General features: G+C 49.7%; 17 protein-coding genes. 10 read left to right on the top strand and 7 right to left on the bottom strand.

What is annotated here, in order from left to right; all coding sequences use genetic code 11:
• Positions 1–59 precede the first annotated feature (59 nt).
• Positions 60–2,705 (top strand): aminopeptidase N, encoded by a 2,646-nt coding sequence (pepN, locus tag HR45_RS09915; protein ID WP_241461093.1) that lies wholly within the window; start codon positions 60–62, stop codon positions 2,703–2,705.
• A 69-nt stretch (positions 2,706–2,774) separates the two neighbouring features.
• Here the strand turns inward: pepN and HR45_RS09920 are convergent, their stop codons facing one another.
• Positions 2,775–3,926 (bottom strand): RDD family protein, encoded by a 1,152-nt coding sequence (locus HR45_RS09920; protein WP_052074661.1) that lies wholly within the window; start codon positions 3,924–3,926, stop codon positions 2,775–2,777.
• Between the two features lie 208 nt (positions 3,927–4,134).
• Positions 4,135–4,701: a phosphoribosyltransferase gene (locus HR45_RS09925; protein ID WP_037442793.1), complete on the bottom strand. Its 567-nt coding sequence runs from the start codon at positions 4,699–4,701 to the stop codon at positions 4,135–4,137.
• A 428-nt stretch (positions 4,702–5,129) separates the two neighbouring features.
• Here HR45_RS09925 and HR45_RS09930 point away from each other — a divergent pair, with 428 nt between their 5' ends.
• Together HR45_RS09930 and HR45_RS09935 are read left to right on the top strand one after the other, a co-directional pair.
• Positions 5,130–5,777, top strand: coding sequence for a DNA-J related domain-containing protein (locus HR45_RS09930; RefSeq protein ID WP_052074662.1), 648 nt, complete (start codon positions 5,130–5,132; stop codon positions 5,775–5,777).
• Between the two features lie 116 nt (positions 5,778–5,893).
• Entirely contained in the window at positions 5,894–6,607 is a 714-nt protein-coding gene (locus HR45_RS09935; protein WP_037442497.1) for a DsbA family protein, read from the top strand.
• A 65-nt stretch (positions 6,608–6,672) separates the two neighbouring features.
• Here the strand turns inward: HR45_RS09935 and mrcB are convergent, their stop codons facing one another.
• The 3 genes from mrcB to HR45_RS09950 all read right to left on the bottom strand — a co-directional run bounded on the left by mrcB (position 6,673) and on the right by HR45_RS09950 (position 13,784).
• A complete protein-coding gene (gene mrcB / locus HR45_RS09940; RefSeq protein ID WP_037442498.1) occupies positions 6,673–8,982 on the bottom strand; it encodes a penicillin-binding protein 1B in 2,310 nt (769 codons plus the stop codon).
• Positions 8,983–8,997: 15 nt separating this feature from the next.
• Positions 8,998–11,523 carry an ATP-dependent helicase HrpB gene (hrpB, locus tag HR45_RS09945; protein WP_037442499.1) on the bottom strand — a complete coding sequence of 842 codons (2,526 nt, stop codon included), beginning with the start codon at positions 11,521–11,523 and terminating at the stop codon, positions 8,998–9,000.
• Between the two features lie 89 nt (positions 11,524–11,612).
• On the bottom strand, positions 11,613–13,784 hold the full coding sequence (locus tag HR45_RS09950) for a putative bifunctional diguanylate cyclase/phosphodiesterase (RefSeq protein ID WP_037442500.1): 2,172 nt from the start codon (positions 13,782–13,784) through the stop codon (positions 11,613–11,615).
• Positions 13,785–13,872: 88 nt separating this feature from the next.
• On the opposite strand from HR45_RS09950, the gene thpR reads away from it, so the two are divergent.
• The gene (gene thpR, locus HR45_RS09955; protein ID WP_037442502.1) at positions 13,873–14,427 is read left to right on the top strand and encodes an RNA 2',3'-cyclic phosphodiesterase; all 555 of its coding nucleotides are present in this window, start codon (positions 13,873–13,875) and stop codon (positions 14,425–14,427) included.
• On the opposite strand, the gene HR45_RS09960 is transcribed toward thpR, so the two are convergent.
• The gene (locus HR45_RS09960; RefSeq protein ID WP_052074663.1) at positions 14,420–14,893 is read right to left on the bottom strand and encodes a GNAT family N-acetyltransferase; all 474 of its coding nucleotides are present in this window, start codon (positions 14,891–14,893) and stop codon (positions 14,420–14,422) included. The genes thpR and HR45_RS09960 overlap by 8 nt on opposite strands.
• Before the next feature lie 99 nt (positions 14,894–14,992).
• On the bottom strand, positions 14,993–16,273 hold the full coding sequence (pepB, locus tag HR45_RS09965; RefSeq protein ID WP_156104054.1) for an aminopeptidase PepB: 1,281 nt from the start codon (positions 16,271–16,273) through the stop codon (positions 14,993–14,995).
• Positions 16,274–16,422: 149 nt separating this feature from the next.
• Between pepB and sfsA the strand changes: the two genes are divergently transcribed.
• From sfsA to panB, 6 genes are all read left to right on the top strand, one after another.
• The gene (sfsA, locus tag HR45_RS09970; RefSeq protein WP_037442504.1) at positions 16,423–17,127 is read left to right on the top strand and encodes a DNA/RNA nuclease SfsA; all 705 of its coding nucleotides are present in this window, start codon (positions 16,423–16,425) and stop codon (positions 17,125–17,127) included.
• 169 nt (positions 17,128–17,296) lie between these two features.
• A complete protein-coding gene (gene dksA / locus HR45_RS09975; RefSeq protein WP_037442506.1) occupies positions 17,297–17,740 on the top strand; it encodes an RNA polymerase-binding protein DksA in 444 nt (147 codons plus the stop codon).
• Between the two features lie 55 nt (positions 17,741–17,795).
• Positions 17,796–18,674, top strand: coding sequence for a tRNA glutamyl-Q(34) synthetase GluQRS (gene gluQRS / locus HR45_RS09980; RefSeq protein WP_037442508.1), 879 nt, complete (start codon positions 17,796–17,798; stop codon positions 18,672–18,674).
• 186 nt (positions 18,675–18,860) lie between these two features.
• A complete protein-coding gene (locus HR45_RS09985) occupies positions 18,861–20,180 on the top strand; it encodes a polynucleotide adenylyltransferase PcnB (RefSeq protein WP_037442800.1) in 1,320 nt (439 codons plus the stop codon).
• The gene (folK, locus tag HR45_RS09990) at positions 20,180–20,668 is read left to right on the top strand and encodes a 2-amino-4-hydroxy-6-hydroxymethyldihydropteridine diphosphokinase (RefSeq protein ID WP_037442510.1); all 489 of its coding nucleotides are present in this window, start codon (positions 20,180–20,182) and stop codon (positions 20,666–20,668) included. The genes HR45_RS09985 and folK overlap by 1 nt, the downstream gene beginning before the upstream one ends.
• A 78-nt stretch (positions 20,669–20,746) precedes the next feature.
• Positions 20,747–21,541, top strand: a complete 795-nt coding sequence (gene panB / locus HR45_RS09995; RefSeq protein ID WP_037442514.1) for a 3-methyl-2-oxobutanoate hydroxymethyltransferase — start codon at positions 20,747–20,749, stop codon at positions 21,539–21,541.
• The last annotated feature ends 5 nt before the right edge of the window (positions 21,542–21,546 follow it).

Here is a 21,546-nt window from a genome sequence, read left to right on the forward strand (position 1 = left end):
TTTACGTTACCTTATAGCGCTGGAAATCCATTTGTTTTTATCACAAAAAGGACATCAGCGTGAACTCGCTTCGACAGATTGCAAAAAGCAGTGCGCTACTGCTCACTATTTCTTGGCTTAGTGCCTGCGCGACCTCCCCTACTAACACCCCCGCTCGTACAGATAATCCTTATCTGACCGAACAACAAGCGATGGCACGTTCGGCGCGTGTCAGTGATGTTAGTTACAAGTTACGTTTCAACTTAGATGGCAGTGAAAAGTTCAGCGGTGTGACTGATCTGAGTTTTCAACTGCAGGATACCAACAGTCCACTGACCATTGATTTGAACAAAGCGACCATTACCCGTTTAGTCATCAATGGCCATCCACTGTATCCAAAATATAACGGCTTGTTTTTGGCCATTAATCCGCAAATGCTTAACAGCGGTTTGAACCAAATCCATATTGAATACAACCGTCCACATTCCACCAACGGTGAAGGTTTACACCGCTTTGTGGATCCGGTCGATGGCAAAGTCTATCTGTACTCGCACTTTGAGCCCGCTGCCGCACAACAGATGTTCCCTGTATTTGATCAACCGGACTTAAAAGCCACTTACGAGCTGACAGTATCGGCACCGAAAGATTGGCAAGTGATCAGTGCTACCCGCGAAACGGCTATCGATGCAAACGGCGATAAAAATCTGTGGCATTTCCCGCTCAGTCCTAAGCTAAGCCCATACAACTTCGCGATGCATGCTGGCCCATACCATATGTGGCAAGACAACAGCGGCAAATATCCAATGCGCCTATTTGCTCGCCAATCGGTAGCAAATCAAGTCCATCCGGCAGATTGGTTCAAGTACACAGATGCGGGTTTGCGTTTCTTTGATAACTACTTTGGCATCAACTATCCATTTAAGAAATATGACCAAATTCTGGTGCCTGATTTCCTTTATGGCGCGATGGAAAACGCAGGCGCAATCACCTTCGCAGAAGGACGCTTCCTGTACAACGCCGAGATGACGTCAGAGCAGAAGCAGCGTCTTGCCGGCGTTATCATGCACGAAATGGCACACCAATGGTTTGGTGACTTGGTGACCATGAAATGGTGGAACGGCCTGTGGTTGAACGAGAGCTTTGCGTCATTTATGGGCACCATGGCAACCGCCAAAGCCACCGAATTTGATTACGCTTGGCGCAGTTTCTATGCCGGTGGCAAACAAGGGGCGTATGAAAAAGACAGCAGAGTCACTACCCACCCGATTGAGGTGCCAGTACCGACCACTGCGAACGCATTTGATAACATCGATGCGATCACCTACCAAAAAGGTGCGTCGGTATTGAAGCAATTGCGTCACCTGCTGGGCGACGACGTCTTCCAAAAAGGTGTGCAAAATTACCTGCACCAATATCAGTGGCACAATGCGACACTGCAGGACTTTATCGGTAGCCTCGCGAAAGCCGCTAACCGCAATCTTGAACAGTGGACGCAGGATTGGCTCTATGCTGCTGGGGTAAACTCACTGCAGGCGCAATATACTTGCTCCGGTGACCGTATTGATTCATTCAAGCTGCTGCAATCAGTGGCAGAAACTGGTCAGCCAACACTACGCGAACAAAAAGTTCAGGTAGCGTTGTTGGTTAAGGGCCGTCACGAAATGCACCTGCTCCAAAAAGTGCCAGTCACCTACCAAGGTGCAGAAACCTCTGTACCATCACTGATAGGTGCTCAATGTCCTGATCTGGTTTATCCAAACTATGAAGATTGGGGCTTTGTGAAAGTGCAACTGGATCAACGTTCATTTGCCACTGCCCAAGCGGATTTAGCCAAAGTAGCAGATCCGTTTCTGCGTTCAATGCTATGGCAAAGCCTGTGGGACGGTGTAACAAGCGGTGCATTGCCGTTAAATGATTACCTCGACACTGTATTCGTTAACCTGCCGAAAGAGCATGACTACACCATTGTTGGCCAAGTATTGGGGGCGCTGCATCGCAGTAAATACTGGTTGGAAAGCATGCAATCTTTGCACAGCAGCTATGCCGCCAGTGCACAGCGCGCTATGGCACAGATGAGCCTGCGTTTAGCGATGGAAAATGTGGGCAACAGCGATATGCAGCGCCGTTGGTTTGGTGCTTACATCAGCTTCGCCAGCGACGATATGTCATTGTCACATCTGAAGCAGTTGCTGCAAGGTGACGCGACCTTAGACGGCATTACCCTCGATCAAGATACGCGCTGGAATATTATACGCCAGCTGAATCGCTATAACTTCAAAGGTAGCGAGCAATTACTGCGTGCAGAAGCGAAGGCAGACCAAAGTGATTCAGGCGAAAAAGCGGCGTTAGCCGCGCAAGTCATTCGTCCTGATGCAGCGGTAAAAGCCGAATGGCTGCGCCGTATTACAGACGAATCGGCACCTTATCCGAAATTGCGTATTGCGATGAACAACTTGTACCCGCCAGAGCAAGCACAGCTGCAACGACAAACCGCTGCACAACGTCTGCAAACGCTGGCAGAAATGGACAGCACAAAGGGCCGAGTGTTTATGCGTACCTACGCTCCGAACTTGATCCCACAAGATTGTACTCAGGCATCCGTGGCTGATTTACAACAGACCATCAAGGCGAATCCTCAGCTGTCGACCATGACGATGCGCACGCTGAAAGAGATTGCACAGGGCGAGCAACGCTGCGTACTCGTCAGTGAGAAGATGACGCAATAATCCCGCATCAACACCAAAAAAGCTGCCAAATTGGCAGCTTTTTTATTAGGAATAATTGGTACAACAGCGTTAATCAACTGGCGACGATGTCGGCTTAGATGCAGCATTTACGTTAGCGTCACTAGCGCTGTTCGCTGGTTCGTTATGCACAGGAACCGGTTCCCCATGAGCCTGATGGATCACTACGGTTTCACCAATCTTGTCCTGTATGCATTGGCGGTTGTTGTCCCAATACACCTGCAGGAAACCAACCAGCCCCGTCGCAATACCAGCACCATAGCCACCATAACGACCAAAGGCGCCCCACAAGGATAACGGCTCACCATTGAGCCGCACCACACGCAGGCCCAGCACACGTTTGCCCGGCGTCTGCCCACGCCACAGTGCGGTAAATAGGGTGAAGTAGAGTGCAGCCCAACTGAGGCCAAGACCGAGGTCAGCAATGACGCCTTTGACCCAAGCGATTAATGATGGTTTTTCCGCATCATGCCGATTTAGATTTAATACCGCAGGCGTCGACTCAGATGCCGAGGACGCATCTTGCGTCACGGCCGATGTTGGCTCAGCGCCATCTGAGTTCGCGGCAGAACTGAGCTTAGGCGCAAGCAAGCGCTCGACATATTGTTGCTTCTGTTGGTTAGAGAGAAAGGCAATGTCATCGAATAGAGAGTTCACTAACTCGTTTCGCGCAGCGGGCTTTCCGGCGTATACCGCATTTAATTGCTCTTCAAGGACTGGAATCTGATTATCGATACAGGCGCTGTCTGAGCAACTGTCTAGCTTTGCCGCCAATAATACAATGGCACCGGTACGCGCTAATGTTTCGACATTGCTGTTACTCACCAACCCCGAATCGTCGTCTTTTTTGTCATCGGTCAGTTCACCCACAAAACTTAACACAGTGACAAAAATCACTACCGCGCTGATAACGCGTAACCAACGTCTGGCCCAGGCTGACACCACTTGTTCATGGCGCTTGCTCAGCACCCAAGTCGCCACGGCCGCTAAAAACGCTACCAATACTCCTGGCACATAACTCAACAGTCCAACAAGCAGCAGATCTAACAACATCGCCAATGCTCGACGCCAAGGTTTTGCTAGCCGCATCCCCAGTAACTGTTGATCAATTTTAAATGCAAATGGGGTGACAATCGCGCGCGTTTCTTTACCTGCACGCCATGTCGCCAATGCCGATTGATAGTGCTTGTCCTGAGAATTCACCTGCCAGTTCCTTGTGCCCATGCATATCGTGCAACGTTAATCTTTTTTCCAGTCAATATCCTACTGTGATCTCACCGATGAACGGTAACTTTTTCCTAACATTTACCTCGCAGGCGCAATATTAGCGCCACACTTGCCCGCTTAAGCTGAATCACAGACATAAAAAAAGAAGCGCCAAGGCGCTTCTTTTTTAGAGATGCAATAAGCGTTAATCAAACAGATCACGAATATTGCGAAAATCGTTCTTGCCCTCTGAAATCTCTTCCGGCGTTAAGCCTGATACTTCGTGCGGGAACACCAACCATTCATCAGACGAGTGAATGAAATAGTCTGGTTTCATTGGCACAGCAGTATTTTTTGGCTTGTAATATGGGCACGCAATGCGGATATCTTTTGGCAGATTCAGGCGCATGGTTTGCGCCAGTTTTTCTTTCAACGCATGTACGCTACGACCTGAGTCAAATACGTCATCAACAATCAGCAAGCCATCATCGGCGTTAGCGTTTTCGATGATGTAATGCAGACCATGAACTTTGATCTCTTTGCTTTGCTTATCGGTACCAATACCGTAGTAAGAAGACGTACGCACGGCAATGTGGTCAGTTTCGACTTGTTTGTAATCAAAGTATTCCTGCACTGCGATACCGATTGGAGCACCACCACGCCAGATCCCTACGATAAACTGTGGACGAAAGCCACTTTGGTAAACCTGAGCAGCCAGTCGGAATGAATCCTCTAGCAGTTCCTGAGCTGTGATATAGCGTTTTTCGATCATCGCCACGACCCCGAATGTTAACAAAGAGATAATTTGCCGCAGTGTCATGCGGACAGACAAGGCGCATTGGCTACGCGCCTTGGGATGTTGGGCGCGAATTCTAACGCAAATCCGCCGCCGATGCTTCGCTTTATCGCACCACTTTTGTGAGACGCGGCAAATTAATGTGGGTAGATGTTCGCCAATCGCTAAATTTGCCAACCTTGCACTACCGCATCAAAGGTAACGCATTTATAACGAACATTGAAGCCGCTACTTTTACGGCGCATTTGCTCAACTTTATGTTACGTCCTTGTGAGGTTATGCCTGCGTCAACGCGGGTTTGATACATACCTCATCGCCCCTTTCTGCGTCAGTTCACATTTTGGTTGCACTCACGATCCACTGTGGCATAGTAGAAAAAATCGACTTTCAGGATGAATGACGCCATGTTGCTTGCTAAACCCGCCATTGCTGAGAAAGTTCAGGAAGCGAATGCCGACATCAAATGTCTGCGCGAAGACAATCCGCTGATTTGGCCACTGATGACGCTCTTTAAGACATCCGTGCGCAGTTGGAAAGTGCATCATCTTGCCACTGAGCTGCAGCAACGCGGCCTCATGCATCACCTCGACGACTCTCCCGAAAAAGACCTGTTCAAACGTAATTTTTTACTGATGAATGCCCTCTATGAATTACAAGAAATGCTGCTGCCCGAACAATGGCTACAGGTCAAATCGATGGACATTCAGCTATTTCGTTTAGCGCCATCTAACGTGCTATTGCTGCAACACCAAGACCAAGCATTAAGAGAATATTACCTTGACTGGCGCAACTACGATACCTGCGCCAATGTGGTTAAAGAGATGCTGGCGTCGTTCTGGCACTCCTACGAAAAATATATTGGTGCCAATCCCAAACGCCTTGCGCATATGGATGCGCTGAAAGTCATGGAGCTGGAACTTGATGCCAGCGATCGTGATATTCGCCGCCAATGGCGTAAACTGGCGCTGCGTTGGCATCCTGATCGCCCGGACGGCGATGCAGTAAAATTCCGCCAGATCTGCGAGGCTTGGCAGGCGCTCAAAGCCAGCTGAAACCTGTGCCATTTCACAGTTATCACTAAAAAATCATTGTTTAATATTGGATTAAGTCAAAATACCTAATCTCAATCCAATCAAGCCTATTAGTTCGCGAAATCAAGGAGTCTATTTTGCTGAAACCTGCTCTGGCCGTGCTACTCCTCGCTGGTGCCTCTGTTACTGCCCACGCCACAGAATTTGTTGAAGGTAAACAATATGTTCAGGTGGCTGACAAAGCGAGTGACACTCCCAAAGTCACTGAGTATTTCTCGTTTTATTGCCCACATTGCAACATGATGTCGAAGAAATACATCACTTTTATCAAGGCGAAAATCAAACCGGAAATCGCCTTTGATGATGCACATGTCGACTTTATGAATAGTGCGATCGGCACTGAAGTGATGCGCTCACTGGCTGTAATGAAAACGCTGGGATTGGAAAAGCAACTGACACCTGCCATGTTCACTGCGATTCAAGGCGAAGATGAACACAACCATAATCACAAATCCACTATCCAAAGCCGTGACGATATCAAGCAAGTATTCGCCACTGCTGGCGTAGATGCCGCGCAATATGACCAAATCGCGGATAGCAGCGAAACCACCGATATGATCAATAGCTGGCGCCAACAACAAAATACCTTCAGTATTGATTCAATCCCTACCTTTATCGTTAATGATAAATACCGCATCAATCTGGAAGAGATTAAGTCGATTGCCGAGCTGACGGAGCTGATGGACTACCTCGCAACCGAGAAACCTGAAAAGAAATCAGGCGGTAGCGTCGGTTGGTTATTTTTAGCCTTTGCTGGCATGGCGGCCATTAGCCGTCGTCGTCTCAGTTAATGATTAGATTCACCAGTAAAAAGGCCTCAATTGAGGCCTTTTTTGTGTGCATGTATTCGCTGTCTTCAATTACCCAGTAAACGCTGCCACCACGACTTTGGTTTGCCGCAGTTAGCCGCAGGGTGATAGCTGTCGGCTAAGGCAGGCACCTTTACCACAGAACCACAATCTGCGCCCATCGCAGCCCCGGTATCACGGTCAAAATAGCCTTGAACTATGCCATTTTCTGGTGGCAATCGCAGCGACAATGGCGCCCGATTACGCAGAAACTGACGATAAACCGCCATGGCGCCACTGCTGCCATAGAGCGATGTTTTACCATTGTCATCACGACCCACCCAAACAACAGCGACGTTACGTTCATCTATGCCAGCAAACCAGGAATCACGGCGATCATTACTTGTGCCTGTTTTCCCCGCAAGGGTGACATAAGGGAAGGCTTCACCGAGTTTTGCCGCCGTGCCAGATTCCACCACTTTGGTCATAGCGTATTGCACCAGATAATCGACGCTCGGATCTATCGCCTGATGTTGCGCTAAGGCTGTCGCAGTAATCGGCTGATTATCTTTATCCAGCACTTGGGTCACTGCCGCCAACTGACGGTAACGCCCTCGAGAAGCAATGGTTTGGTACATTTGCGCCACCATCAATGGCGAGCCATTAATCGCGCCAAGCAACATCGACGGATAGCGGTTGATATTGTCCTGCCAGCCTGCCTGCTTCAGTGTCGTAGCGACTGCATCAAGCCCCAACGCCATTCCTAAGTTAACCGTGGGTACGTTCATCGACTTTTTCAGTGCTGTCAGCAGTGGCACTTGGCCACTAAACTGGCGGTCATCGTTTTGCGGTGACCAGGTTTCGCCACGTTCGTTGGTCAGTGTAATTGGCTCATCTTTCAATGGCGTCACCAGATTGTAATGCCCAGGCTGCGACAACGCTGTTGCATAAACAAACGGTTTCACCAATGAACCAATGGGACGACGAATATCGCTGGCGCGGTTAAAGCCGTAATAAGAAGGCACACGATCTCCCACCATCGCGGCAATTCCAGCCGAATATCGGTCGCTCACCACCATGCCGGTTTGCAACTGATATTTTTCAGCATTGAGCGACGTTAAGGTTTGTTGTACCGCTTTCTCTGCCGCTTCCTGCGCCAACGGATCGAGTGTGGTGTAAACCTTAACTCCCGATTGTTTTAACAATGCTTCACCGTAGCGATCGCGCAGCTCTTGCTTCACTTGCGCAAAAAACGCCGGCAGCTTTTGATGCACTGGCCGCTCGGCATCACGTAGCGCTAATGGAGATGATGCCGCTAGCTGATATTGCTTAGCGGTGATTTTGCCGCCTTCCATCAACAGTCGCAGCACCAGGTCACGGCGTTGCTGCGCCCGTTTCGGGTAACGCCACGGGTTGTAATATGACGGACCTTTAATCACCGCCACCAAAAAGGCCTGCTGCGCTAAGGTCAGCTCACCGATTGGCCGCCCAAAATAGAACTGAGAGGCCAACCCCATACCATGAATGGCACGGCTATGATCTTGGCCCATATAGACTTCATTAAGATACGCTTCGAGAATTTCCTCTTTGCTATAGCGGAAATCAATAATCAATGCCATCAAGGCTTCGCGCACCTTACGAATGAGCGAACGCTCACTGCTAAGGAAAAAGTTTTTCGCCAACTGCTGAGTTAAGGTCGACCCGCCCTGTACAGTGCGGCCAGCCGTAATATTCACCATCGCTGCGCGCAGAATTGCCAACGGATTGATCCCAAAGTGTTCATAGAAGGTACGGTCTTCAGTCAAAATCAGCGCTTCTATCACCATAGGTGGCATCTCGGCTGTTGGCACGAATAACCGGTCTTCGCCGTCACCTGTGACAATCCTATCGAGCAGCACAGGCTCAAGATGAAACACTGCCAGTTGCCGACTATCTTCAGCACGGTTCACTGAGGTGACGCCGTTACTGTCAAAACTGATCATTACCCGCTGCTCGGGTTGTTTGCCCTCAGGGTGCAAGAAAGGACGACGCCATACGTCCACTTTACTGCTTGATGCGGAGAACTCGCCAACCTGACGAGGATTGGCCACCTTGCGATAGCCAAGCAGTTTTAGCTCATCAATCAGTTGTTGGTGGCTCACCGGCGCACCGGGATAGATCGACATAGAACGACTGAAGATCTGCGCTGGCAAATACCATTTTTGCCCTTCAAATTTGCGCGCAATGATTTGATCAAGATAGATGCTGTAAACCACCAGCACTGCGATAACCACTAACGCGAGTTTCCAGCCTATCGACCACAGCTTGCGCCAGACCGATGGCTTTGTTGATTTGTTAGCGCGCGGCTTTCCCTGAGTTTTTTTGGTTGTTTTTGCCATTAGTTATTGCTGAGCCTACTGATTCAGTGTGCGTTTTTTAGTGAATTTAGTTGCTTGCGTATTAGCCGGATCATCTGGCCAAAGATGCTTAGGATAGCGACCACGCATCTCCTTTTTCACCTCCACATAAGGCCCGGCCCAAAAGCTGGCTAAGTCAGAGGTTAATGCCAATGGTCGCTGTGCCGGAGATAACAACTCCATCGTGACCACCAGAGTATCGTTTAATAGTCTTGGGCTGTGCGCCATACCCAGCGCTTCTTGCAGGCGAACGCTAAGTAATGCCCTGCCCGCATTGTCATAACGAATTGGCGCGCGTGTTCCCGTCGCCATCGGCCAAAGCTCCGGTAGCCATTGGTCAAGCTGCTGTCGCTTAGACCATTCCAGCGCATGCAGTAATGTACTGCCGATATTAAGTCCAGCTAACTGAGTGACATTGCGAATATCGGTCAGAAACGGCGCCAGCCAAATATCCAGATTGTCCAATAGCCAAGTGTCATCCATGGCGTTGAAACTCGCATCGACAGATCTTGCAATGGCCAACCTGTACTGTAGCTGTCTTGTGCGCTCATCCATATTAAGCACCGACAAACCTTTACGGCGAATATAGCCAATAAAACCGCTCACTCGAAGTTCATCGCTGAGTGGCATGGTGTCCGTTTTAAGAATTAACTTGCCAAGGCACAGTTGTCTTTCCGCCTGCATACGGCCACGTTGTTCATGCCATAATGCAACCTCTTGCCATCGGCACAGATAGGCAAGTTCTTCGGTAAACAAGCTTTCAGGCAATTCACACGCAAGCCAAACACGGCCAGCACTGCGACCTTGTTGTTCTTGAAAATCCGCCACCACTAACCAATCAGCCTGATTAAGAGCATCGTGCTGCGGCAATTCCACCCCAGTGCCATTAGCCAATAAAAAGCCCTGTTGGCCACGAGCTTTGGCAATGCGATCCGGAAAAGCGAACGCCAGTAGCATCGCCACATCATGTCGGTTAGCCGCTTGTACCAATTCACTCGGTGACAGTGTCAGATGAAAACGCTGCAACCAATTACGACACAAACGTCCGGCTAAACCAGAGGTAGCACTGGCGAGACAGCGCTGAATATCACAGCTGTTCGAACTGACATTGCCATCCAGCAAGGCCGCTAACAAACAGGCTAATCCCAGCAATTGCGGCTGTTGGCGGCTTGATGCCAAAGCTTGGGCTTTAACCAACATATGCGCTAAGCGTACCGACGCGCCCAAGCCGTAAGCTTGACGTCCAAGCGCTGTCATATTGCGCTGGCTATCGACTAAGTCAAGATTTTGCAGTAATTCCCAAGCGACACTTTCGTTGGCAGCATTAGGTGCGGTTAACAGCAGCAAGTCACTGATCGACTTAACGCCCCAATTCGCTGCTTCAAACGCCATGCCCAGCAGATCGCTGGTCACGATTTCGGGCTCATCAGCGTTCAGTAATCGTTCTTGTTCCTCTAGGCTCCATAAGCGCAAACAAAATCCCGCGCTCAAACGCCCCGCGCGGCCACTGCGCTGAGTGGCAGATGCTTGGCTTATGCGCTTTAAGCTTAAGCGGGTGACCGCAGTTTTAGGGTTAAAACTGGCGTGTCGCTTATAACCGCTGTCGACCACCATAGTAATGCCGTCGATGGTCAAACTGGATTCTGCGACATTTGTGGATAGCACCACTTTCTGCTGCCCTGCGCGCGCTGGCGCAATCGCCGCGTCTTGCTCAGCAGCGTCCAGTTCACCATATAGAGGATAAATAGCTACATGCGCGGCCACGCGCCCGTTTAGATACTCAGCTAACTGCAGAATCTCACGTTTACCCGGTAAAAATGCCAGCAGCGAACCTGCAGCTTGCTCCGCCGAAGCCCCTAAAGCCTGTGCCGTATCGACCTGTAGTAACGCGGTGATCATTCTGCCCATATGCAGTAACCACTCGGGCATCGCACTTGGGCTTGCCTGCACTTTGGGTGCCTGATAAGCAATAGTGACGGGAAAACTTCGCCCTTCACTGACCAATTTCGATGCCAGCGGCATCAGCTCTGCCAGCGGTAAACCTTGAAGGGTGGCTGACATTGCCACAATGGTCAGATCATCGCGCAGCGATTGTTGTACCTCTAGCGCTAATGCTAAGCCTAAATCTGTGCTCAGGTGCCGCTCGTGGATTTCATCGAAGATGATCATCGCCACACCATCCAGCGTTGGATCTTGCTGGATCATGCGCGTTAGAACACCCTCGGTGATGATTTCAAGCCGCGTGTTAGCACTCACTCGGCTTTCACCGCGGACACGGTAACCTATCTGCTCGCCTAATGCTTGCTGACGTTGTTTTGCCAAAAAATGGGCGATGCTACGAGCTGCGACTCGACGCGGTTCCAGTAACAGAATGCGACCGTCAATTTCGGGCCAATCGAGCATGGCATATGGCAACGCCGTCGATTTACCTGCACCGGTAGGCGCTTCAATGATCAATTGTCGTTGCGTTGACAGGGCTTGGCGCACAGCTGGCAACAGGACTTGAATGGGTAGATGTTCCAAAATCAACGATGAGTGACGAGAGAAAGGCCTAGTGTAACCAGTTTGCTAGTGACTAGCTAACGCAGTGGGTGAATTGTTGGGCAACTGAGTTACTTGAGTAATGAGGTTATTTGGGTCAGCGGCATCGGCTTATGAATCGCATAACCTTGAGCGTAATCTACGCCAATATGTTCAAGCTCGGTGAGGATTTGCGCTGACTCGACAAACTCAGCCACAGTCGCAAATTGCAACTCTTGCGCGAGCTGGCAAACGGCCGCCACAATGGCTCTGTCGGCATTATCTTGGCAGAGATTCACTACAAATTGCCCATCAATTTTCACGTAATCTAATGCGAGCTTTTTAAGATAGGAAAATGATGAAAATCCTGCGCCAAAGTCATCCATCGCTAATTTGCATCCTAAGCACTGCAACATATCTAACAGCTTACAAGCTTGCTCCACTTGAGTAAGCACTGCAGTTTCAGTAATTTCAAAACACAAGGTTTTCGCCAAATCGGCTTCGGCAAGTAGTTGTTTCTCCAACCACTCCATAAACTCGTGGTCACCGATTGAGGCCGCAGACAGGTTGACCGAAATCTGTTCACATTGTTGCCAAAGTTCAGGATGGGTATTTCCCCAGCGCAGCAGGTTATCGATCACCCAGCGATCAACTCGCGCCACTAAGTCGTAGCGCTCCGCCGCCGGGAAAAATACGCCCGGCGACAGCAGTTCACCGTTGTCACGTTTCATCCGTAATAAGATTTCTAAATGTAGCCCGTTTGCGGGCCGATTCACGGCACGGATTTCCTGAAAGTAAAGCTGAAAGCGGTCATTGGCCAGCGCCTCAATAATCTCCAGTGATGCCGTCATCTCGGTATAAAAACGCTTAAAGCGATTGTCGCGTTCATCGTAAACTTGGTATTGATTGCGTCCGGCATCTTTAGCTAAACGACAAGCGGCATCTGCCTGCGCCATTACGGTATAGATATCGTCCTCTGAACGCTCCATGGGCGCGATGCCGATGCTGGCAGAGACTTTATGCTCACGTCCTTGCCAGCTAAATTGATGACCACGGATCTGACTACAAATACGCTCGGCAATCACGGTAGCAGAGTCACGATTACACGCATGCATAAGGATACCAAATTCATCGCCGCCGAGTCTGGCCACAATATCCCCTTTGCGCACCAGTAACTTAAGCCGCTCGGCAATCTGGCAAATCAGTCGATCGCCGGCCATATGGCCGCTCATATTATTGATCACGCGAAACTGGTCTAAGTCGACAAAGGCAATACACACTGGCGTTTGATCATGTTCCATCAACAAACGCTGCAGCAGATCTTCAAAATGGGTGCGGTTGGGCAGTCCGGTCAGTGCGTCATAATTTGCGTGAAACGATAGTTCTGAGGCGAGACGCCGTCGCTCGCTAACATCTTCGGCAATCACAATCAGGTTGCGGCGGTCACTTTGCGCAGGGTACAGCCCCAAACGTTGCCACGTCATCTCGGCGGCATGTTCAATACCAACTTCGCACCAAGCCTGTCCGAGCACGCCGTCACGCACCATAGCTAATGTGTCGCGCAGGTTGTCGCGGTCTTCCTCGCGCACCGAGCGTAATAGGTTGCAGGAATCACCGTTCAGCAACGTTTGCTCAGCAATGCGGTTCATCATCACCAGTTCATCACCTCGATTCAGTTGAGCGCAGGCCAGCGGTAACTGATGAAATAACTCGTGATAACGCCGCTCACTGACAAGTAATGCCTGTGCTATTCGGGTTAACTCCATTGCCGCAGCAATTAACGTCTGTGACTGTTGTAATTGCTCAATGAAGTGCTCGCTCCATTCACACTCCTGCTGACAATTCACCGCGCCAACGGCGATATGTGTTTCCCCCAGTTTTACCGGAGGTAACACCAACAGGCTTTTGACGTGCCATTGGCGCAGCATCTGCTTTTCAGCAATGGCATCTTTGGGAAGTTGCGACAGCGATGTTAGCGAAAATAGCTTAGGCTGTTTAACCAGCGCGCGAAAAAATGGCGTATGCCCGAGTGCCCATTCGCGAACGCCCTGACCCGTATTAAATTGAGATTTGAGATAAAGGTTACGCGCCACTAAGTAGCCGGGCGTGACAACGGGCGACAAAACAAATACACCATCACAGGCCAATTGCGCCGAAATTAATTCGAGTGCACGGTCAACATTTTGCTCAAGCGTCACCAACGGCGCATCGTCAAAAAGTTGCATCAACGTTTGCTGTAACGAGGCCGTGACCTGCTGCGCCATATATGCCCTCCTTGATTGCGCTGAAACCGAGACATTCCCTGAATTACAGCCTAGTATAGTTAGCGCAATTTGGTAGCAGAGTTGAGCGATGCCGACGAATAATGATGCTGTGCAGCGACTTTTTTTAGGATTTTCATTCGAACAGGCGCAAGTCCGCCAGTTAACTCAGCTGCAAGCTGAGTTGGCGCACGCCGATGGCAAGCCTGTGCCCTCGGAAAACCTGCACCTGACCTTGCTATTTTTAGGAAATGTCACAGCAACAAACCGTCAGCGACTTGAGACGCAGATTCAACAGCTGGATTTACCCCGGTTTCAGCAGCCGTTAACGCGGCTCAGCTTCTGGCCAAAACCCAAAATCCTCTGTCTAACGCATGATGAAGTGAATCGCAGTTTGCTGCAGTTGCAGCAAACTATCAGCCATATTGCGGCTGATTTACTGACGTTGCAGCAGCATTCGCAGTATCGCCCGCATATCACCCTTGCACGCAAAGCAAAATTGCCTCCCGACTACGATGCAATGCAAGTCCCGACACTCACCTTGGCACCTCGGGAACTCCATCTCTATCAGTCAGTCAATTTAGGCGACGGCGTGCAATACCCTATTCTGCACAGCTGGCCGCTTGGTATGTCACTGGCTAACTAACGTCGGTAAGGCGTTTTTCCATCAGCACACTGGGCAGATTAATGCCTGCTGGAGAGTGGTAGGTTTCGTTTCGAATAATGCGATAGCCACACCGCAGATAAAAGTTAGCGGCATTTAAACTGGCATCCAGCGACAACACCTTGATACCGCGGGCGACGGCGAGCTGTTCTAAAAACGCTAACATTTGCGCCCCCAGTTTGCGTCCCATATATTCCGGTGACACAAACAGTCCTTCTATTTTATTACTATCCTCATCAAGCATCCCAACGGCCACCAATTGTTGGTCTTGCTCTAAGCCGTAAAAGCCACGCGTCACTAACTCAGCAAAGCCCGTTGGCGTTTCGTCTGGGGTCCAAATTTCCAGCGTTTTGGCGTCGTAGACTTCAGCGCATCCGCGTAAGATGGCGGCATTACGTAGTTGCCACACCTCATCCGTGTCGATTGCACGCAACTTTCGAATGGTCACAGCTTCTCCTTTATTACACCAATAAAAACGCCCGGCGATGCCGAGCGCATTTAATAATGGATTACAGCAGCTTAAACAATCTGCGTCGAATTCCTAAAGTTACTCACTATCAAGCAGTTGCGCAATAGTCAGCATACCGTGCGTCGTCGCACCAGCGGCCCACATAGCTGATGCGTTATCTTCAAACGCTGCGGCAAGGTCGATGTGCAACCAATCCGCCTGCGGGGTCACGAAACGCCACAAGAATCCGGCGGCATTTGAAGCGCCACCTGGACCACCGCCTTTAACTGCACGACTATTGGCGGTATCAGCATATGCCGACGGGCAAGCATCCTGATGCCAAGGATCTAGCGGCAATGGCCAAACGTTTTCAGCCACTTCAGCAGCTTTCTGTTGTGTCAACGCCAACACCGCAGGTTGTGGTGAAAAAATCGCATTATATTGACTGCTCACCGCCATCACTGCAGCACCGGTAAGTGTGGCTGCATCAATAATAAAGCGCGCACCAGATTCACTCGCGGCTTGCAGGCCGTCAGCCAGTACCAGACGCCCTTCCGCATCGGTATTGACGACTTCTACCGTAGTGCCATTTTTATAGGTGAGAATGTCTCCGAGTTTATAGGCATTGCCACTCACCAAATTTTCAGCGCAGCATAAATAAAGTTTCACCCGCTGTTTCAAACCACGTTGAATCGCCAAACCAAGTGCACCCGCCACCGTTGCGGCACCGCCCATATCGGCTTTCATGCCCAACATGCCTTCTGAACTCTTAATGCTGTAACCACCAGAGTCAAAGGTAATGCCTTTACCAACCAAGGCGACGGATACCGGAGCATCGGTATCAAACGGGTTGTAATCCAGCTCAAGCAATGCAGGTGATCGCGTACTACCGCGGCCAACCGCATGAATACCAATCCACTGCTGTTGCAGGAGTTCATCACCACTAATAATACGGTAGCTGACCTTTTCTGGTGCTAATGAACCTAACCATGCGGCAGTGTCACTGGCGAGCTTCACCGGGTAGAGGTTCTCAGGCGTGTCATTCGTCAGTTGCCGAACGAAGCTAGCACTGATAGCACGCTGTTTAAGCTCATTGATTTGGGCAGCATCACCACTCCACTCGACTTGGAACCCACCTTTAGCGGTCACAAAACCTTGGTAAAAACTCCATTGACGGTCAACGTCCCAGCCATTGCCCGCTAACACAACGGCTGACAGCCCTTGGTTACGCAGCTTTCGTGCCGCCATTTGGATCTGCCTTAATGGCATAGCGGATTTTAAATGGATAGTCGCTGTTTGCTGCTCAAAGCTGACATCAGCTTTGCCCCAATAGGCTGCTGGCGCGTCATGAGACAAGACAACCTTAAATAATTCGCTCATCGGATTTCCTTTCATCACAGATGAAAAATGTGGCGACATTGTACAGCAAATTGTGAGGCTTACCGAATAGCGGCCGCTATCGGCACAAGATTGTCTGTAAAGCTGCCGACTGTTAGGCTAGCCCTCTTTATTCTGCTGGGAAGCCCCGGATGCATTTTGAACCACCACTGCAACGAGGACGGCTACTAAAACGCTATAAGCGTTTTTTGGCTGATATTGAATTAGCTGATGGCAGCGTCACCACTATTCACTGCCCGAACACAGGCTCAATGAAGAACTGCCTGTTTCCTGGTGAAAGCGTATGGTTTAGCAGCTCAGACAATCCCAAGCGCAAATATCCTTATACGTGGGAACTGATGCAGACTCCCAGCGGTGACCTGATTGGAATTAATACCGGCCGCGCCAATCAGCTTGCCGAAGAGGCGATTCGCGATGGCATTATCAAAGAACTGAAAGGCTATAAAACGCTTAAACGCGAAGTGCGTTACGGCAGCGAAAATAGCCGTATCGACATTATGCTTACAGATGGTGAGCAACCCGATTGTTATGTTGAGGTCAAAAGTGCCACTTTATTAGAGGGAGAACATGGCTTCTTTCCTGATGCTGTCACCGAACGTGGACAGAAACACCTGCGAGAATTGATGTCTGTGGTCAATCAAGGTCAGCGCGGAGTGCTATTGTTTATAGTACAACATACTGGCATTCATGATGTGGCAGCGGCACGACATATTGATAGCGCCTATGCTGAATTGCTCGAAACCGCCCTTTCTGTGGGAGTAGAAGTATTAGCATATTGTAGTGAACTGAATTACAACGAATTTAAGGTCACTCGCAAAGTGCCATTTTTACGTTAAATCGAAAAGGAAATACGACAAAAGTTGACGGCATTACGATTTAGCAAGCATATTCAAATATATTGTTATTGAAATGTGGAAATGTTTGCCTAGGTATTCATATTCTGCTATAGATAGCGGCCGTTTCTAGAAAACGCCCTATGACGCAAACGAAAACAGGAGATGCGTTATGCCTGAAGGCACTAAAACACTTGGTGTACTCGCTATCGCTGGTTTGAGCCCTTACCAGGAATCTCCCGGTGAGGAATACATGAACCCACAGCAGTTGGGTCATTTTAAAACCATTCTCGAAGCCTGGCGTAATCAACTGCGTCACGAAGTGGATCGTACCGTTACTCATATGCAGGATGAAGCTGCTAACTTCCCTGATCCGGTCGATCGCGCAGCGCAGGAAGAAGAGTTCAGTTTGGAACTCCGCGCTCGTGACCGTGAACGTAAGTTGATTAAGAAGATTGAAAAAACACTGCAAAAAATTGAAGAAGACGATTTCGGCTTCTGTGAATCTTGTGGTGTTGAAATCGGCATCCGCCGTCTCGAAGCTCGCCCAACTGCCGATCTTTGCATTGACTGCAAAACCTTAGCAGAAATCAAAGAAAAGCAGATGGCTGGTTAAGACGTCGCTTCCGGCGGGACACATTTGCGTTGTCCCGCTAGCACGTTTGTGTCTTATGTCCGATAAGATGTTCTCTTCCTACGTTGGTCGTTTCGCCCCCTCTCCCTCTGGTTCTCTCCATTTTGGTTCTCTTATTGCCGCTGTTGGCAGTTATTTGCGTGCTCGAGCCTTAAATGGCAAATGGCTGTTGCGCATCGAAGATATTGATCCGCCGAGAGAAGCTGAAGGCGCCGCCGATGATATTCGTCGTACGCTAGAGCTGTTTGGTTTTGAGTGGGATGAGCGAGTGTTATATCAAAGCCAACGCTTTGATGCGTACGACGCCACCATTCAAACCCTGCTCGCCGAGCATCAAGCTTATTACTGCCACTGTAGTCGCAAGCTGATACAGCAAGAGATGCATGGCATCTACAATGGACATTGTCGCCAGCAACAACATACCGATGGTGCGGTGCGCTTGTTCAACCAACAAGCGGTATCTACGTTTGATGATCTGCTGCTTGGGACTATTGAGGTATCAAGCGAATTTGCCAGCGAAGATTACATTATTCAGCGTAGCGATGGTTTATATGCCTATCAGCTCGCTGTGGTGCTAGATGATGCCTACCAAGGCGTTACCGAAATTGTCCGCGGTGCTGACTTATTAGAGGCCAGTTGCCGCCAGTTGACCCTGTATCGGCAACTTGGCTTACCTGAGCCAAGCTTTATTCATTTGCCACTTGCATCAACTAAGCCCGGCTTTAAGTTATCAAAACAAAATCATGCGACAGCCCTCAATAAAAAGCAGCCACAAGCAGAGTTAGCTGCCGCGTTAGCATTTTTAGGCCAACCGCAAGTGGTGCTAGATACGCCGCAACGTATGCTGGCACAGGCAGTAGAACAGTTTCAATTACTAGCAATTCCGAGTAAAACCGAAATACTCATCGGCAACTGATATACTCATCGCGCCACAATTGGTATATGATAGCGGCCAGTTTTTTCCGCCGATTTTGTGTTAATTATTCAGAGGTGTACTATTTTTCGCCGTATCACGCAGTTCTGTAAGCAGTTGTTTGACGACGCTCAGACGGCCAAAAATCCCCAATCTACCCATGAAGATGGTTCGCTAAGCCTGGAGATCATTCCCCGGGACGGCCACAATATATCTCGTCGCCAAATCAGCGAAAATGCGCTCAAGGTGCTGTATCGACTGCATAAGGCTGGCTATCAAGCCTACTTAGTTGGCGGCGGCGTGCGCGATCTGTTGTTGGGACACCAGCCAAAAGATTTTGACGTAGTGACTGACGCCAAGCCGGAAGATATCAAAAAATTATTCCGTAACAGCCGGTTAGTGGGACGTCGTTTTCGTTTAGCGCATATAATGTTTGGCCGCGAAATCATTGAAGTCGCGACCTTCCGTGGTCATCACACTGAATCTAATGAAAAGATTTCGAAAACTAATGCTTCCGGTCGACTACTGCGTGACAACGTTTACGGCAGCATCGACGAAGATGCAGAACGTCGCGATTTCACCGTGAATGCACTCTATTACAACATCGGTGACTACAGTATTCGTAGTTACGGTGGTGGCATTCAGGATCTTAATGCGCGTACCCTGCGTCTGATCGGCGATCCCGAAACACGTTATCGCGAAGATCCGGTACGTATGCTGCGTGCGGTGCGTTTTGCCACCAAACTCGGGATGCAGCTTGATGAGCACACCGGTGCACCAATCAAACAACTGGCACCACTACTAAAAGACATTCCAGCAGCGCGGATGTACGAAGAAGTACTTAAGCTGTTCTTTGCGGGTAAAGCGGTACAGAATCTGCGAATGTTGCGCGAATATCATTTGTTTGCACCGCTGTTTCCCATTGTAGAAGCACAGCTCAAAGATGAGCCTAAAGGCCCTGCAATGCGCTTGTTGGCAGAAGTGATGCAGAATACAGATGCCCGCATCGCCGAAGATAAGCCTGTTACGCCAACCTTCTTTTATGCTGCGATCTTGTGGTACCCACTACAAGCACGCGCACAAGATATTGCAATGGAAAGTGGTCTTAGCCCCTATGACGCGATGTTCGCCGCCATGGGGGACGTGTTTGAGCAGCAATGCCAAACCATCAGTATTCCACGCCGATTTAGCGTACCTGCACGTGATATTTGGCAGCTACAACAACGCTTTGAACGTTCCAAGAATGGACGCGCCTTTAAGCTGCTAGAACATCCGAAATTCCGTGCCGCATATGATTTGTTGCTGCTAAGAGCTGCCGCAGAAGGTGGCAACACCGCCAAGCTAGCCGAATGGTGGCAACAGTTTGTCGACGGCGATGACGATCAACGTCAACAGTTACTCAAAGGCAGTGGCAGCAGCCGTAGTGGTCAACGCAACCGCAATGCGCAGCAACGCCGTCGTCGTCCGCCACGTCGAAACAGCAATAAAGCTAATGGAGCTGCCGAATAATGGCACAAGTGTTTGTCGCACTTGGTGCTAATCTCGACCAGCCAGTGCAACAACTCAATTCAGCCAGCCAAGCACTGGCTGAATTAGCCGACGCCAACAGTTACCGCATATCAAGTTATGTACAATCCAAACCGATGGCTGGCATGGACCAACCTGACTACATTAATGCGGTCGCGAGTTTTAGCACAATGCTTGCTCCGCTGGCATTGTTGGACGCATTACAAGCGATAGAAATTGCCCATGGCCGTGAGCGCCATGAACGTTGGGGGGCTCGCACTCTCGACCTCGATATACTGCTGTACGATAATTTAGAACTGCAGCATCCTCGGCTCACCATCCCCCACTACGATATGCAACAACGTGCTTTTGTGTTGTTGCCCTTGTATGAATTACAGCCAGAGTTGCAATTACCCGATGGTACTCAGCTTGCGGCACTTATCACTGAAGTGATGCGTCAATCACTGCATCCTTTACAAACGCCTGTCTGAGTTTCGACAGCGAATATTTGCGCCAGCCTTATAGTTGGCATATAACACTGTTCACTCTTGCATTAGAAGATTATTTTTATGTCAAAAGTCACTGCTGCTACCCTGCTGAAATACAAGCAGGAAGGAAAAAAGTTCACATCACTCACCGCTTACGATGCCAGCTTTGCCGCTGCATTTGATGAAGAAGGGATCGATGCGCTGTTAGTGGGTGATTCTCTGGGCATGGTGCTGCAAGGCCATGATGACACGCTACCAGTTACCGTTGATGATATTGTCTACCATACTCGCTGTGTACGTCGTGGTACCAAACGTGCGTTACTGATTGCGGATATGCCATTTATGTCATACGCCACACCAGAACAGGGCATGGAAAATGCGGCTAAAATCATGCAGGCCGGTGCCAACATGGTGAAATTAGAAGGTGGCGAATGGATGTTAGAAACCGTCACTAAGCTTACTGAGCGCGGCATTCCCGTCTGTGCCCACATTGGCCTTACGCCACAATTCGTCAACGTGTTTGGTGGCTTTAAAGTACAAGGCCGCGACGAGGATAATGCCAAACGTATTCTTAACGAAGCGATCGCCTTTGAAAAAGCAGGTGCTCAACTCATCGTCTTAGAATGTATCCCGGCTAAACTGGCGAAAGAGATCACCGCAGCAGTACAGATCCCAGTGATTGGCATCGGTGCCGGTAAAGATACCGATGGTCAAATCCTCGTAATGCACGATGTATTAGGTATTTCCAGCGGCTATATTCCACGTTTTTCGAAAAACTATCTGCTTCAGACCGGGGAGATCCGCTCCGCGATTCGCGCCTATATCGAAGAGGTGCAACAGGGTGTATTCCCAGGTGAAGAGCACATTTTTAACTGATTCAG

It is taken from the genome of Shewanella mangrovi (assembly GCF_000753795.1).
Classification (GTDB): Bacteria; Pseudomonadota; Gammaproteobacteria; order Enterobacterales; family Shewanellaceae; genus Shewanella; species Shewanella mangrovi.